At 71.0% G+C, this 16,441-nt stretch carries 9 protein-coding genes and 1 tRNA gene; 6 read left to right on the top strand and 4 right to left on the bottom strand.

Annotated elements, in window-relative coordinates:
- The first annotated feature begins 19 nt into the window (after nt 1-19).
- Nucleotides 20-1,162, top strand: a complete 1,143-nt coding sequence (locus EDF34_RS05020; RefSeq protein WP_233575185.1) for a PDZ domain-containing protein — start codon at nt 20-22, stop codon at nt 1,160-1,162.
- A gap of 16 nt (nt 1,163-1,178) precedes the next feature.
- On the opposite strand, the gene EDF34_RS05015 is transcribed toward EDF34_RS05020, so the two are convergent.
- Nucleotides 1,179-1,742, bottom strand: coding sequence for a PPA1309 family protein (locus EDF34_RS05015; protein WP_233575184.1), 564 nt, complete (start codon nt 1,740-1,742; stop codon nt 1,179-1,181).
- A gap of 107 nt (nt 1,743-1,849) precedes the next feature.
- Between EDF34_RS05015 and EDF34_RS05010 the strand changes: the two genes are divergently transcribed.
- The 3 genes from EDF34_RS05010 (at nt 1,850) to EDF34_RS05000 (ending at nt 8,945) form a co-directional block, all read left to right on the top strand.
- A complete protein-coding gene (locus EDF34_RS05010; RefSeq protein WP_123370190.1) occupies nt 1,850-4,843 on the top strand; it encodes a UPF0182 family protein in 2,994 nt (997 codons plus the stop codon).
- Between the two features lie 61 nt (nt 4,844-4,904).
- Nucleotides 4,905-4,978: transfer RNA gene (locus EDF34_RS05005), tRNA-Met, on the top strand.
- 229 nt (nt 4,979-5,207) lie between these two features.
- A complete protein-coding gene (locus tag EDF34_RS05000) occupies nt 5,208-8,945 on the top strand; it encodes a hypothetical protein (protein WP_123370189.1) in 3,738 nt (1,245 codons plus the stop codon).
- Nucleotides 8,946-9,054: 109 nt separating this feature from the next.
- Here EDF34_RS05000 and EDF34_RS04995 read toward each other — a convergent pair whose 3' ends face one another.
- Entirely contained in the window at nt 9,055-9,534 is a 480-nt protein-coding gene (locus EDF34_RS04995) for a hypothetical protein (protein ID WP_123370188.1), read from the bottom strand.
- Nucleotides 9,534-10,697, bottom strand: a complete 1,164-nt coding sequence (locus tag EDF34_RS04990; RefSeq protein ID WP_123370187.1) for an ROK family transcriptional regulator — start codon at nt 10,695-10,697, stop codon at nt 9,534-9,536. The genes EDF34_RS04995 and EDF34_RS04990 overlap by 1 nt, the downstream gene beginning before the upstream one ends.
- A gap of 244 nt (nt 10,698-10,941) precedes the next feature.
- On the opposite strand from EDF34_RS04990, the gene EDF34_RS04985 reads away from it, so the two are divergent.
- A complete protein-coding gene (locus tag EDF34_RS04985) occupies nt 10,942-15,108 on the top strand; it encodes a glycoside hydrolase family 3 C-terminal domain-containing protein (protein WP_158615046.1) in 4,167 nt (1,388 codons plus the stop codon).
- 99 nt (nt 15,109-15,207) lie between these two features.
- Nucleotides 15,208-15,573 carry an HNH endonuclease gene (locus EDF34_RS04980; protein WP_199737641.1) on the top strand — a complete coding sequence of 122 codons (366 nt, stop codon included), beginning with the start codon at nt 15,208-15,210 and terminating at the stop codon, nt 15,571-15,573.
- Nucleotides 15,574-15,592: 19 nt separating this feature from the next.
- On the opposite strand, the gene EDF34_RS04975 is transcribed toward EDF34_RS04980, so the two are convergent.
- Entirely contained in the window at nt 15,593-16,435 is an 843-nt protein-coding gene (locus EDF34_RS04975) for an HAD hydrolase family protein (protein WP_123370184.1), read from the bottom strand.
- Between the last annotated feature and the right edge of the window lie 6 nt (nt 16,436-16,441).

The raw sequence follows: 16,441 nt of genomic DNA, 5'->3' as shown, positions 1-16,441 counted from the left end.
GTGGGGCATGATCGGGCCCGTGCCTGACCAGCCCTTGCCCGACGACGCCCCGCAGCAGCCCGGCGCGGCGCAGCCCGACCCGTTCGACGAGCCGCCGTACGCGAGCGCGCCGACGAGCGCCCGTGCCGTGACGCTGACCGTGAGCATGCTGCTCAGCGCGATCCTGTTCGCCGTGCTCCTCGTCGTCCCGACCGCCTACGCGGTGAGCTCGCCGGGTCCGACGCGGGACGTGCTCGGGAAGGACAACGGCAAGCCGCTCATCTCCATCTCGGGTGCGAAGACCTACCCGTCGACGGGCGAGCTGCACCTGACCACGGTCTCGGCGACCGGCGGCCCGGGCTACCCGTCGACCCCGCTGCGCGTGCTGCAGGGCTGGGCCTCGCCGTGGTCCGTGGTCCAGCCGCGTGAGGTGCTCTTCCCGCAGGAGGAGACGCGCGAGCAGATCGACAGCGAGAACACCCAGCAGATGGTCTCCTCGCAGGAGAACGCGAGCGTCGCGGCCCTGACCGAGCTCGGCTACGAGGTCCCCGCGACGCTGACGGTGGCCGGGACGGTCGAGGGCTCCAACGCCGCGGGCGTCGTGGAGAAGGGCGACATCATCCTCGCGCTGGACGGCACGGAGCTGCCGGACTACCAGTCGCTGCTCGACGGCCTCGGCGAGGTCGAGGCCGGGGACACGATCACGCTGACCGTCCGCCGCAACAACGCCGAGAAGGACCTGCAGATCGTCACGGGCACCAAGGACGACGGCAGCGCGATGATCGGCGTCTACATCGACCCGACGTTCGACATGCCCGTGGACATCACCATCAGCATCGACGGCATCGGCGGCCCCAGCGCGGGCACGATGTTCGCGCTCGGGATCATCGACAAGATGACCAAGGAGGACGAGGCCGACGGCGTCGTCATCGCGGGCACCGGCACGATGGACGTCAGCGGCGAGGTCGGCGCCATCGGCGGGATCCGGCAGAAGCTCGAGGGCGCCCGACGAGACGGCGCGACCTGGTTCCTCGCACCGGCCAGCAACTGCGACGAGGTCGTCGGGCACATCCCCGACGGGCTGCACGTCGCGCGCATCGCGACCCTGCACGAGGCGCGCGAGGCGATGACCGCGATCGGCGCGGGCAAGGGGTCGACGCTGGCGACCTGCTCGGCCGGCTGAGCCGCCGAGGACGAGCTCAGTCCAGCGTCGAGCGCAGCGCGGCGACGAGCCCCGGCACCAGGTCGGGTCCCTGGCCCACCTGGTCGTCGGCGTCGTTCGCGCGCGTCCGCACCGCGCACCACGAGGGCCCGTCGCGCAGCACGCCGACCGCGAGGCGCACGTCCTGGCGCTCCGGGTGCGCGAGCAGGTAGGCCAGCGCGGCCGCCTTGCCCTGCGGCATCTGGGCCTCGGCCTCGGGCGGTAGCACCACGCGCTCGACCGTGACGGCCACGCCGTCCACCGCGTCCGGCCAGGACAGCTCGGCGAGCAGCGACTCGAGGTCGGGCGCGGCCGGCAGCCCCTCCTGCTCGATCGAGGTCAGGTGCCACGGCGCCGCCTGCGCGGCCGCGAGGACCTCGTCGGCCAGCTGGTCGGCCAGCCCGGGCTCGGTGGCGAGAGCAGCCTGGGTCCGGACGAGGGCGAACACCCGCACCGGCGCGTCCCAGCCGGCCGCGGCGACGTGGTGCTCGACCTCCCGCACGGCGGCGGCGAGGTCGGTGGTGGCGGGGTGCAGGGGCGTGGTGGGCACGGCGTCGGTCACCCCCACATGGTCGCACCCGGTCCGTGCGCTGGTCATCGCGGGGACGGAGGGCGCTTCCGCACCAACCTTGTGGGAACCTGTGCTCAGACCGACCCGTTGGGAGTTCCGTGACCTTCGCCAGCTCGTCCCGTCCTCGCCCCGCCGGCCCTCGCAGGCGCCGCGGGCCATTGATCCCGACCCTGATCGTCCTCGGCGTGATCGTCGTGATCGTGCTGATCCTCGCCCAGGTGTGGACCGAGGTGCTGTGGTACCAGCAGCTCGGCTTCGTCGAGGTCATCCGGACCGAGTGGGGGACGCGCGCGCTGCTGTTCCTCGCGGGCTTCCTGGTCATGGGCGGCGCGGTGTGGTGGAGCCTGTCCTACGGCTACCGCTCGCGGCCCGTGTACGCGCCCAGCACGCAGGAGCAGGCGAACCTCGACCAGTACCGCGAGGCCGTCGAGCCGCTGCGTCGCCTGGTCCTGATCGTCGCCCCGGTCGTCGTCGGGCTCTTCGCCGGCGGCGCCGCGTCGCAGCAGTGGGCCACGATCCAGCTCTGGATGCACGGCGGCAGGGTCGGCACGTCCGACCCGCAGTACGGCATCGACCTGGGCTTCTACCTCTTCACGCTGCCCGGCCTGCGGTTCATCGTCTCGTTCCTGCTCGCGGTCACCGTCCTCGCAGGCATCGCCGGGCTGGCCACGCAGTACCTGTACGGCGGGCTGCGCATCGGCGGTCCCCGCACGGACACGCCGCGCACGACGAAGGCCGCGCGCGTGCACCTGTCGGTCGTCGGCGCCGTGCTGATGCTGCTCATCGCCGCGAACTACTGGCTGGACCGCTACTCGATCCTGACCAAGACGCGCGAGAAGTTCGAGGGCGCCGCGTACACCGACGTGCACGCGGTCATCCCGTCCAAGGCGATCCTGGCGGGCATCGCGATCTTCGTCGCGATCACGTTCATCGTCACCGCCATCCGCGGGAACTGGCGCCTGCCGCTGATCGGCGTCGGACTCATGGTCATCGCCGCGATCGCCGTCGGTGGCATCTACCCCGCGGTCGTGCAGCGCTTCCAGGTGCAGCCGAACCAGCAGGACGCCGAGGCGGAGTACATCGAGCGCAACATCGAGGCGACCAAGGACGCGTACGGCCTCAACGAGGTCGACACCAGCGACTACGACGCGAAGGTCACGGCCGAGCAGGGCGCGCTGCGCGAGGACGCCGACACCACGGCGTCGATCCGCCTGCTCGACCCGCAGATCGTCAGCCCGTCGTTCAAGCAGCTGCAGGCGGTGCGCAACTTCTACCAGTTCCCCGACTCGCTGTCGGTGGACCGCTACACGATCGACGGCGAGAACCGCGACACCGTCATCGCGGTCCGCGACCTCAACCTGGCGGGCCTGGGTGCGCAGCAGCGCAACTGGACCAACGACACGACCGTCTACACGCACGGCTTCGGTGTGGTGGCCGCCTACGGCAACACGACCGCGACGGGCGGTGCGCCGCTGTTCTGGGAGGGTGGCATCCCCTCGAGCGGCGACCTGGGCGAGTACGAGCCCCGCATCTACTTCGGGCCGACGTCTCCCACGTACTCGATCGTCGGCGCACCCGAGGGCCGTGAGCCCTGGGAGCTCGACTACCCGTCGTCCGGCACCACGGGCTCGGTGAACACCACGTTCCCGACGCAGACGGTCTCGGCCGGGCCCAGCATCGGCAACCCGATCAACAAGCTGCTCTACGCGATCAAGTTCGGGTCCGAGCAGATCCTGTTCTCCGACCGCGTGACGGCGGACTCGCAGGTGCTCTACGACCGCGACCCGCGCGAGCGGGTCCAGAAGGTCGCGCCGTACCTGACGCTCGACGGCCGGACCTACCCGGCGGTCGTCAACGGCAAGGTCGTCTGGATCATCGACGGCTACACCACGAGCGACCAGTACCCGTACGCGGCGTCGCGCTCGCTGGAGAACGCGACCGTCGACTCCCTCACGGAGACGACGAACACGATCCAGGCGCTGCAGCCCAAGACGGTCAACTACATCCGCAACTCGGTCAAGGCCACGGTCGACGCCTACTCGGGCAAGGTCACGCTGTACGCCTGGGACGCGCAGGACCCGGTGCTCAAGGCCTGGTCGAAGGTCTTCCCGACGTCGCTCGAGCCCGTCTCGAAGATCGACGGCGACCTGATGAGCCACATCCGCTACCCCGAGGACCTGTTCAAGGTGCAGCGCACGCTGCTCGGCCGCTACCACGTGACCAACCCCGCGCAGTTCTTCTCGGGCACGGACTTCTGGGCCACGCCGGACGACCCGAACCACGCCGGCATCCCGCAGCCGCCGTACTACCTGACGATGAAGATGCCCGACCAGGACGCGGCGAAGTTCTCGCTCATGTCGACCTTCATCCCGGCCGGTGAGGGCGCTCGCAACGTGCTCACGGGCTACCTGGCGGTCGACGCCGAGGCGGGCGACGTGGCCGGCAAGCCATCGGCGGACTACGGCAAGCTCAGGCTGCTCGAGCTGCCGAGCGAGACGACGATCCCCGGACCCGGGCAGATGAGCAACATCTTCAGCACCAACCCGGACGTCGCCAACGAGCTCAACATCCTGGCGCGCGGCGGCTCGAGCGTGGTCAAGGGCAACCTGCTCACGCTCCCGGTCGGCGGCGGTCTGCTCTACGTGCAGCCCGTCTACGTCCAGGCCGCGGGTGCGGGGACGTCCTACCCGCTGCTGCAGCGCGTGATCGTCGGCTTCGGCGAGAAGGTCGGCTTCGCGGCCACCCTCGACGAGGCCCTCGACGACGTGTTCGGCGGCGACTCGGGCGCGGACGCGGGGGACAAGGGCACGTCGCCCGGCACCCCGGTGCCGACGCCGGACCCCGGTGCCACGCCGTCGCCCACCCCGACGCCCGGTGCGACGACCGCGCCGACGCCGAACCCGACGTCGACCACCACGCCGCAGACCGCGCGGGCCGACCTGGAGAAGGCCCTCACGGCCGCCAACCAGGCCGTGCTCGACGGGCAGAAGGCCCTGGCCGACGGCGACTTCACGGCCTACGGCCAGGCGCAGGACCGCCTGGACGCGGCCATCCAGGACGCCCTCGACGCGGAGGCCCAGCTGGGTCAGTAACCCCCGTCGGGACCGGCCGATTTGGCCTCGCTCCGTGACTGACGTATGGTTACGGAGCCGACGCGGGGTGGAGCAGCTCGGTAGCTCGCTGGGCTCATAACCCAGAGGTCGCAGGTTCAAATCCTGCCCCCGCTACAAGAAGACGAAGGCCCGGACCCGATGGTCCGGGCCTTCGTCGTTGACTCGTCGCCTGAGGCGCTCTTGCTCAGATGAGCGGGAGGGCCTCAGGCGTTCCCAGCCAGCGATCGCGGTCGATCCGGACAGCTCTCCCTCTTGACGCCCGTCGAGGGACGCCCGTAAGGTCCGGGAAATCGCTTTCCACGACGGCACGACGACGTGCGGTCACATCTCGACGGGGAGATCCATGACACCGCTCGGTGCACGAGTCCGTGCCTCGCTGGCCGTCCTTGCCGCTGCGGCGATGACCGCGTCGACGTCGCTGGTCGCGGTCGCGGCCGGGCCGCAGACCGCGCTCGACGCGTCCAGCCTGGCGGTCGGCAGCATCACCGCCGACGCCGTCGTCGGCGACTTCACGATCAAGGCGACCGCGGCGAAGAACGTGACGGTCGACGCGAGCGACCGCACGTCCGACCGCGGCGACGTGTACACGCAGCGGATCAAGCTCAACGGTGCCGGCGCCGCCACCAACCGCGCCCTGGCGTTCACCGTCGACGCGGCGGCCGAGGTGCTCGTCCACACGCGCAGCGGCAGCACGGCCGACCGCGCCCTCACGCTGTACGACGCCACCGGGACGGCGGTCGACTCCGTGCCGGCGCTGGCCGACGACGGCGATCTGCCGATCGCCACCGAGTACCTCTCGGCACCCGCGGCCGGCACCTACTTCATCGCGTCGCCCGCCTCGGGCGTCAACGTGTACTACGCCGAGATCACCGACGGCAGCACGGTCGATCGCGCGCCCTGGTCGGGCGTCGAGGCGCCCGTCGTGGACGGGGTCGCGGTGGACGCCGGCGACCCCTCGCGCCTCGTCGTGAGCTACACCGGCGTGCTGGGCACCGACGGCGGTGACGTCGCGCGTGCGGTGCTGTACGACGCGGACGGCACGGTCGTCGACCGCGGCTTCACGGCGACAGACGGTCCCCGCGGCACGATCGCCCTCACGCCGCCGGGCTCGGGGACCTACGAGGTCGCGGTGCAGCTCACTCGCTCGGGAGAGGCTGACGCACTGACGTCGGAGCGCGTCACCACCGGGGCGTTCGCGCTGCCGCTCGTCGGCCCGCAGTCGAGCGGGGCACTGACCTCCGCCATCACCGCCGGCCGCGCGACCGTCACCGTCAGCTGGGCAGCGGTGCCCGAGGCCGAGACCTACACGGTGCAGACGAGCGCCGCCGGGACCGACTACGTCGACGCGGTCGAGGGCGTCACCGGCACGACGGCCGATGTCGCCGGGCTCGTGCCCGGCGCGACGTACCAGGTGCGCGTCGTCGCGCACCGGGGCGACGACGAGGCGGCGGGTGCACCGTTCGAGGTGGCCGTCGCGGCGGAGGTGCAGCGCTGGGCGACGACGGAGGTCGGGTCGAACGCCAACAGCGGCGGCGCCGTGACCGACAACGGCGACGGCACCATCACGTTCGACGCCAAGGCGAGTTCGACCAAGCTGGCGACGTCCGAGGACGGGTTCCAGTACTTCTACACGAAGGTCGACCCAACGACGGAGAACTTCACGCTCGACGCCACCTTCCGGGTGGACGACGCCTCGACGAAGGACAACCAGTCCGGGTTCGGCATCCTCGCGGTCGACTCCATCGTCCCGGGCGACGCCACGCACCGGTACTTCAACTCCGCCGGCGCGCTGATCACCCGCTACGGCGAAGGCACGCCGTCCGTGCTCGACGGCACCCCGGGTGCGCGATTCGTCCAGGGGTACACGGGCAGCACCGACGACGCGACGGCCGGCACGCGCGACAGCAGCGACTCCCAGCCGTTCGACCCGACCTACCGCGCGGACACCGCCGGCCCGAAGTTCGCCACCGGCGACGTCTACCAGCTGACGCTGCGGCGGTCGAACACCGGCTTCCATGCGATCTGGCACCGTGGCGGCGGTGACGGGGGAGACGCCGAGGTCATCGAGTACGACCCCGACATGCTGCTGGCGCAGGACGCCGACGCGTTCTACGTCGGGATGGTCGCGGCGCGCAAGATCGTCGTGACGGTCACGGACTGGAGCTTCACGACCATCGCGCCCGAGGACGACGAGCCCGCACAGGAGCCGCCGACGACGTACATCCCGGCCGAGCTCCGCGTGGACGTCACCTCGACCACCCCGGAGGACTCGATCGACGTCCCCCTGGTCTCGACGATGTACGGCACGGGACAGATCCTGGCCGCGGACGGGACGGTCGTCGTCGACGACGTCGCGCTCGCCCCGGGCGAGCGCACGCTCGTCCCTCTCGCGCTGAAGGCGGGGGACAACTCCTTCACGGCGCGCCTGCTCCCCGCCGCGGAGCAGCCGCAGCTCGACGAGGACGAGGCGATCGAGTCGACCGACCCGGTCGACGTGCCGCTGAGCTTCACCGTGAGGTCCTACGGCAAGCCCGGGCAGTCGATCCAGGTCGCCCCGGACGGCTCACCGCAGGGCGACGGGAGCCCGCAGGCGCCCCTCGACCTGCACACCGCGGTCGACTTCGCCCAGGCGGGTCAGCAGATCATCTTGGCGGGCGGCACGTACCGGCCGACGTCGGGGATCGTCGTCGAGCGCGGCCGTGACGGCACGGAGCAGGCGCCGATCACGCTGATGTCGGCGCCGGGGACGCGCGCGGTGCTCGACCTGTCGCAGTCGTCGAGCGGCGGCCTGCGCCTGCGCGGCGACTGGTGGCACGTCTACGACCTCGAGATCACCCGGTCCGGCGACAAGCAGAAGCCGATGCTGATCGAGGGGCACCACAACGTCGTCGAGCGGGTCGAGTCGCACCACAACCTGGATACGGGAGTCCAGATCTCGGGCTCGTCGAACGAGCCGCCAGCGATGTGGCCGTCGGACAACCTCGTGGTCTCGTCGGTCTCGCACGACAACGCCGACCCCGGCGGCAACGACGCCGACGGCTTCGCGGCCAAGCTCACGGTCGGCGAGGGCAACGTCTTCCGCTCGAACATCTCCCACCACAACATCGACGACGGCTGGGACCTGTACGCGAAGTCGACGACGGGCCCGATCGGGACGGTCGTGGTCGAGGACTCGGTCGCGTACGACAACGGTCGGCTCTCCGGCGACGACCCGCGCACGGGGGAGGGCAACGGCTTCAAGCTGGGCGGGGAGTCCATGCCGGGTGACCACCTGCTGCGCAACTCGATCAGCTACGGCAACCTCGGCACGGGCGTGACGTCCAACTCCGGGCCCGACGTCCGCCTCCAGCGCGTGACGTCCGCGGACAACGACCGCGGCGTGCGGCTCGAGACCAACGCGGGCGTGACGAACTACCGCGCGAGCGGTGTGCTGTCGTTCCGGAACCCCCAGAAGGACGTCCTGGGACTCAAGCAGGCCGACACGTCCCTGCTGGCCGATCCGTCGAACTACGTCGACGGCGCCACGGCCGACACCGCCGACGGGCGGCCGGCGCAGGTCAGCGAGGCCTGGTTCGTGAGCACGGACGCGTCCACCGCCCCGGAGATCGCCGCCGACGGCTCGGTCGAGATGCACGGGCTGTACGAGCTCACCGCGCTGGCGCCGGCGGACACCGGCGCCCGCCTGACGGCCAACGAGCACCCCACGCAGATCACGCCGCTGCCGCCGATCTCGACCACCCCCGTGCTGGAGAACGTCGTGGCGCCGACGGTCGTCGGTCATGCCGTCAAGGGCGCGACGCTCACGGCGGATCCCGGCACCTGGTCCATCGACGCGACGTTCACCTACCGCTGGCTGCGCGACGGCAAGCCGATCGGCACGAAGGGCACGGCCGCGACGTACAAGGTCGTGAATGCGGACGCCGGGCACACGCTGTCGGTGCAGGTCACGGCCGTGGCGGCGGGGTCGGACCCCGTGGTCGCCGTCTCGCCGGGAGTCGTCGTCCACGACCGGTGCAGCTGGATCGAGGAGGCCCTGGCGCAGCTGATCGAGCTGCTCAAGCGCCTGATCGGACGGCCCTGACGTCGGGTGGGGAGCCCTCGTTCGGTCGCTGCTCGAGCGCGCCGCGCTCGCGCTCAGCCCGGCCAGAGCGCGAGCGACCCACGGCTCGGCGGCGGAGTGCGCGCCGGGCTCAGTCCTGCCGGTAGGTCGGGTGGACGTCGCGGAAGCCGAGCGACGCCGCCAGGCTCGCAAGAGCACCGCTGGCGCGCGCGAGGTCCTCGACCTCGGCAGCGGGCAGTGCCGCCAGCGCGTAGCGCAGGTGCTGCGCAGCGCGCTCGCGTGCGGCACCCCGCAGTGCGGCGGCGGCGGGGGTCGCCGCGAAGGTCGTCGTCCGGCCGGGAGACGCCGACGTCGCGACCAGGCCGCGCCGTTCGAGATCCTGCAGCGCACGGCGCGTCTCGGTGACCGGCTGCTCGGCTGTCGCGGCGCACTCGGCGAGCGTGAGCCCGGAGACGCGCAGGAGCAGCCGCAGCAGGGTCACCTCGGTCGTGGGGACGTCGGGCTGACCGGAGCGGTGCTCGGCCTCGTGCCGCACCATCGTGTTGATGCCGTCGAAGGTCTCGCTGAGCGCCACGAGGGCGAGCAGCAGCTCCGGGTCCTGGCGCGACATCACCGCACCACCATCGAGGCGGCCATCTGCAGTGCCCCGGTCACCTCGGCCCGGACGCCCAGCGCCGCGGGCATGATCTCCAGCGCCGCGGCCGTCGCGGGTTGGGCGTGCCGCGCGACCGTGGCCTCGACGCCATCGAGGAAGCCGCTGCCGGTGGCGCCGAGCTCGCCGCCGATGATGAGCGCGTCGGGGTTGAGCAGGTTGCACAGGCTGGCCAGCACGCGCCCGAGCTCGCGCCCTGCCTCGTCGAGCAGGCGCTGGGTGATGCCGTCGGTGAACGTGGTCAGACCGATCTCCGCGGGGTCCGTGCCGGGGTGGGTGTGGGCGAGCTGGGCGAGCAGTGCCTGCACGGAGACGACCGACTCGAGGCAGCCGCGGTTGCCGCACCGGCACATCTCGGTGTGCCCGGGCAGGTGCGTGTGCCCGATCTCGCCCGCGAGGCCGTTCGCACCCTTGAACGGCACCCCGTCGATGACGAGGCCCGCGCCGATGCCGTGCGACGCCTTCACGTACAGGAAGGCCCGGCGGTACCGGCCGGCGCCGGCCTTGAGCTCGCCGTAGGCACCGAGGACGGCGTCGTTCTCGACGTGCACGTGGCCGACGTCCTCGACGCGCCGGCGCAGCTCGTCGGCGGGCGCGAGCCCCACCCAGCTGGACAGGATGGTGGGGGAGCGGACGAGCCCGGTCCGGGCGTCGAGCGGGCCGGGGATCCCCGCGACCAGGCTCGAGATGTGCCCGATGCCCTGCTCCGCGCGGATCCGGGTGAGGATGCCGACGGCCACGTCGATGGCGTCGGTCGCGCGCAGGTCGACGTCGAGCGTGGTGCGCTCGTCGGCGATCGGCTTGCCGAGCGCGTCCGCGACGGCGACATGCACGTGGTTGTGCCCGAAGTCGATCCCGGCCACGGGTGCGCCGTCCGCCACGGCCTTGAGCCCTGCGGCCGGGCGGCCGCTGCCGGAGCCGCGTCCCTGCGGCAGCGCCTCGGACTCGGTGATGCGGCCGTCGGCGATGAGCCGGCCGACCGACTGGTTCACCGTGCTGCGCGACATCCCGGTCAGCTCGACGAGCTCGGCGCGCGTCACGTCGTCGTTCGCGCGGATCAGGTGCAGCAGGTCCTCGCGGGTCCGCAGGCGCGGAGCCGTCCGTTCAGAGGTCGTCGCCATGGTCCGAGAGTAGGGCAACCACCCCCTGTTTTGGGCCGATTTCCGGCCATTTAAATGGCCAAGTTCGGCACAAATAATGGGACCGCTCCCACCAACTTGCGCCATTGACAGTCCAAAAAGTCGTGTTTAGCGTTCGAGCGTTGAACGCAAGACCCGGGCGCCGATGCCCGAGTCCCAGGGCAGCCCCGGGCCGCATCGCGGTACGTCAACGCAGTCAGCAGTTGTCAGAGAGGACGACTCCTTCATGCACCTTCCCTCCTGCACCCGCGCGGTCACGCGCGCGGCGGTGCCCATCGCGGTCGTCACCGCACTCGTGCTGTCCGGCACGGGTGCGGCGGTCGCAGCCACCACGAACCCCAGTCCCAACGACCTCGAGCTGGCCAACGCCCAGCTCTCGAAGCGCGCAGCGACCGAGGGCATGGTGCTCCTCGAGAACAACGACGCGGCGCTCCCGATCGCGAAGTCGTCGAACGTCGCACTGTTCGGCGTCGGCGCGTACGCGACCGTCAAGGGCGGTACCGGCTCGGGCGACGTGAACAACCGCTACAAGGTCAACGTGCGGACCGGGCTGGAGAACGCCGGCTTCACCGTCACGACGAGCTCGACCTACTGGTCCGCCATGACGTCGGCCTACGACACCAAGTACCCCGCCACCACCGGCTCGATCTTCGGACCGGCGATCGACTACTCGTCGGTCGAGCAGGTCCTCACGCGGGCCAGCGCCCAGCCCACCGCGCCGACCGATACCGCGGTCTTCGTCGTCGCCCGCAACTCGGGTGAGGGCGCCGACCGCAAGTCCGGGGCCGGCGACTACCTGCTGACGGACACCGAGTACGACGACATCCAGCGGATCGGGCAGACCTACGAGCACGTCGTCGTGGTGCTCAACGTCGGCGGTGTCGTGGACACGTCGTTCTTCAAGACGATCAACTCCTCGGCGAACGACCCCCAGGGTGGCAAGGCCGTCGACTCCCTGCTGCTCATGAGCCAGGCGGGCCAGGAGGGCGGCAACGCGCTGGCCGAGGTCCTCGACGGCGACGCGAACCCCTCGGGCAAGCTCACCGACACGTGGGCCTCGAAGTACTCGTACTACCCGGCGGCCGCGACGTTCGCGAACAACGACGGCAGCTCCTCGCCCGAGACCTACAGCGAGGGCGTGTACGTCGGCTACCGGTACTTCGACTCGTTCTACAAGACGCTCGCCGACGACCCGGCCGACGTCGTCGACTACCCGTTCGGCTACGGGCTGTCGTACACGAGCTTCCACATCGACGCCCAGAGCGTGACGGCGGACACCGACAAGGTGACCGTCAAGGCGAAGGTCACGAACGTCGGCGACGTCGCCGGCAAGGAGGTCGTGGAGACCTACTTCTCCGCGCCGCAGACGGGCCTCGACAAGCCGTACCAGGAGCTCGCGGGCTACGCGAAGACCGACGTGCTGGCCCCCGGGGCCTCGCAGACGGTCACCATCACGTACGACACCACGGAGATGTCCTCGTACGACGAGTCCACCTCGCAGTACGTGCTCGACGCAGGCGACTACGTCGTGCGCGTGGGCAGCTCGTCGCGCAACACGCAGGTGGCCGCGACGATCGGCCTCGCGGACACGACGGTCACGGAGCAGGACTCGAGCCAGCTCGTCGACGACGAGAAGCCCGCGACCGAGCTCACCAGCGACCCCGCCGACTTCTACACCTACGACGGTGAGGCGGACCAGATCGCCGCAGCGCCGAAGCTGACGCTGGACACCACGGGCTTCACGCCCGTGCAGGCCGCGTCCGAGGTCCAGCAGGACGTCGCGGTCGACAGCACGTCGCCCTACTTCGCGATCGACGGCAGCCAGATCTCGTCGACCACGGCGTACGTCGACCCGGCGCAGACGAGCTGGGAGGGCACCGGCGCGCCGTACGCGGCCAAGACCGGCGAGACGATCAAGGACGTCACGACCGACCCGGCCAGCACGCTGTACGACGTGGCGAAGGGCAAGACGACGATCGAGCAGTTCGTCGCGAAGCTCAACGTCACCCAGCTCGCGAACATCGTCGAGGGCGCCAGCGCCATCGGCTCGACGCTGTCCGCCACGGGCGCCGCGGGCTACACGACCGCCAAGTACGAGAACCTGGGCATCCCCGCCCTGACCCTCTCGGACGGCCCGGCCGGCCTGCGCATCACGCAGAAGATCGCCACCACCCCGGCGACCTACCAGTTCGGCACCGCCTGGCCCGTCGGCACGGCGCTCGCGCAGACCTGGAACCGTGACCTCGTCACCGAGGTCGGCACCGCGATCGGCAAGGAGATGCAGGAGTACGGCGTCTCGCTGTGGCTCGCACCCGGCATGAACATCCACCGCGACCCGCTCAACGGCCGCAACTTCGAGTACTACTCGGAGGACCCCGTGGTCTCCGGCCTGACCGCCGCGGCGACGACCCTCGGTGTGCAGTCGGTGCCCGGCGAGGGCGTCACGATCAAGCACTTCGCGGCGAACAACCAGGAGACCCAGCGCAGCGGTGGCGACATCATCGCCAGCGAGCGTGGCCTGCGCGAGATCGAGCTCAAGGGCTTCGAGATCGCCGTGAAGTCGTCGCAGCCGATGGCCGTGATGAGCTCCTACAACAAGGTGAACGGCACCTACGCGGCGCAGAACTACGACCTCCTCGAGGACGTGCTCCGCGGCGAGTGGGGCTTCAAGGGCACCGTGATGTCCGACTGGGGCGGCAGCCACGACACGACCGCCACGCTCTACGCCGGCAACGACCTGATCGAGCCCGGCAACGCTCCGCAGAACGTCATCAACGCGACGCTCAAGGTGCCGCCGACGATCGACATCTCGGGCTTGCCCGTCCTCAACAAGACCGTCACGGCCACGCGCACCAGCTACGCCTGGTCCTTCAACGGCCTGACCCCGTCCGCGACGGGTGCCGAGACGATCAGCACCACCGTCGACTCGAGCACGGACCTCACCAAGGTCCCGGCTTCGGGCACGACAACCGTCGACGTGATCAACAACCAGGTGTTCACGCCGAACGCCAAGTTCACCTCGGTGAACGACGCGTACACGCAGACGGCCGCGCTCCTGGCCGGCTCGGCGCTGACGGCGGCCCAGAAGGCCGGGGTCGCGATCACCGACGTCGTGCACGCCGACCCGGCGGACAGCACGAGCCCGGTCACGGCGTACACCGTCGTGGTCAAGGGCAACTACCCGGCCGCCGGCTGGAACATGCGGCTCGGTGACCTGCAGCGCTCGGCCATCCGCGTGCTGACCACGGTGAGCCAGTCCGCGCAGTTCGCGCAGCTGGCGTCGATCCAGAACGTGTCCGGCATCAAGGCGGTGCCGTACACGAACCAGTTCAGCGACCTGAAGTCGTACGTCGCGGTGACCAAGGGCAAGGTGACGACGGTGCCCTCGGGTCCGGCGCCCGAGTTCACGGTCACGACGAGCCCGGCGCTGCCCGCCAGCGGTTGGTACACGGGTGACGTCGCGGTGTCGGTCGGCGTGGCCGACGGGGACATCGCGTCGGTCGGCGTCGACGGCGGCGAGAGCCTGCTCTACACGGGTGAGCCGGTCGTCGTGACCGGCGACGGCGAGCACCAGGTGCTCGTGGCCGTCTCGCGCGACGACGCACCGCCGGCCAGCAAGTCGCTCACGATCAAGATCGACGGCACCGCGCCGACGACCTCGGTCACCTCCGCGAAGGACGGCTCGCTCGTCCTCGCGGCGAGCGACGACCTGTCGGGCGTCGCGTCGATCCAGTACTCCGTCGACGGCGGGGCGCACTGGGTGACGTACACCAAGGCGGCGGCGATCACCGGTGCACCGAAGGCGGTGCAGTACCGGGCCACCGACAAGGCGGGCAACGTCAGCGCGACGAAGTCCGTCACGGTCACGGCCAAGCTCGCGGTCGCCAAGCCCGTCATCAGCGGCAAGGCCGTCGTCGGCAGCACGCTGACGGCCAAGGTCTCCTCGCACACCAGCGGCGCGACCCTGACCTACCAGTGGAACCGGGCCGGCAAGGCCATCAAGGGCGCGACGAAGGCGACCTACAAGGCCGTCGCCGCCGACACCGGGAAGGCGCTGTCGGTGACCGTCACCGCGGCGAAGTCCGGCTCCACCTCGGTCTCGGCGACCTCGGCCGCCGTCACCGTCAAGGGCACGCTCACGCTGTCCACGCCGTCCGTCACGGGCAAGGCGACCCAGGGCAGCACGCTCAAGGCGAAGGTCGCCTCCCACACCAGCGGAGCGACCCTGACCTACCAGTGGAACCGGGGCGGCAAGGCGATCAAGGGCGCGACGACGTCGAGCCACAAGGTCGTCGCGGCCGACTCGGGCAAGAAGCTGACCGTCACGGTCACGGCGAAGAAGTCGGGCTACGTCACCGTGGCCAAGACCTCGGCGCCGAAGACTGCGAAGTAGCCGAAGCAGCTGGACCGACGGGCCCCCGCCACACGGCGGGGGCCCGTCGTCGCGCGCGCCGCCGCCAGGGCGCTGCGGCACGTGGATAGCCTCGGGCCCATGGCACCCCCTCGGACGCGTCAGGCGCGGTACGCCCGACGACGGAAGAAGCGGATGGACGCCGTCGAGCACGACCTGCTCCCCGAGCAGTGGTCCGCACTGACAGCCGCATGGGGAGGCTGCGCGTACTGCGGGGCGACCGACGTGCCGATGCAGCGCGACTGCGTGCTGCCGATCTCCCGCGGCGGGCGCTACACCCTCGCGAACATCGCGCCCGCGTGCCGGTCGTGCAACGCGAGCAAGTGCAACGACGAGGTCACCGGCTGGCTGCGGCGCAAGAAGCTGGACGAGCGCGCGTTCCTCGAGCGGCACGTCGCGATCCAGGCGTCGCTCGCGGTGCGGTTCCCGCTGGAGCAGCCGGCGTAGCTCGCGCCCGGGTCGGGCGTCAGGCGCTGCGGTAGAGCCCCAGGTCGTCGAACAGGTCGACGAGTCCCTCGACGTGAGGGCCGCGTGCGACCGCGTCGGCGGCGGCGAGCACCCTGGCGTCCGACCCCTCGATCGCGACGCCGACCCCGGCGTACTCGAGCATCTCGAGGTCGTTGATGCCGTCTCCGACGGCGATGACGTCGTCCTGCACCGCCCCGACGTGGCGCTGGACCAGCTCGATCCCGAGCGCCTTGTGCACGTCCGCGAGGTACAGCTCGCCCGCGAAGTCATGAGCCTCGACGATCGAGCTGGGCACGAAGCCGACGGCCGGCCCGAGCGAGTCCAGCAGCGCGGTCCACGGCGCCGTCGCCGCGAGGTAGGTGATCTTCGCGAACGACGTTCCCGACAGGTCCTCGCGCATCTCCAGCGCCCGCAGGAAGTCGTCGGCTCCGTGCTGCTCGCCGTCGGCGCCCGTGCCGAGAAGTGCCCGCAACCGGTCGTCGACGCCCGGCGGACCGTAGAGCCCCTCGGGTGCCTCGAGGACGAACGCCGCGTCGTGCTCGAGCAGGAGCGCGACCACCTTCTGCGCGAGGGCGTCGGGGAAGCGGCGGTCGGCGAGCAGGGTCCCCCCGACCTCGACGTAGCAGCCGGCCGACGCGACCAGGCCGTCGAAGCCGACGTCGAGGATGCCGGGCGGGAGCAGCGCGCGGGAGCGGCCGGTGCACAGGAAGACGCGGTGGCCCGCTGCCCGGGCCCGTCGCACGGCGGCCTCGTGGCCGGGCGGCACCACACCGTGCACGGCGTAGGTGCCGTCGATGTCGAGGAAGACGAGCTTGCTGCGGTCGGGACTCAGGGGTGGCACCGGACC

Source organism: Cellulomonas sp. PhB150, assembly GCF_003755175.1.
Lineage (GTDB): Bacteria > Actinomycetota > Actinomycetes > Actinomycetales > Cellulomonadaceae > Cellulomonas.
The sequence above is the reverse complement of the archived record's forward strand: the minus strand, read 5'-3'. Positions and strand labels throughout refer to the sequence as shown.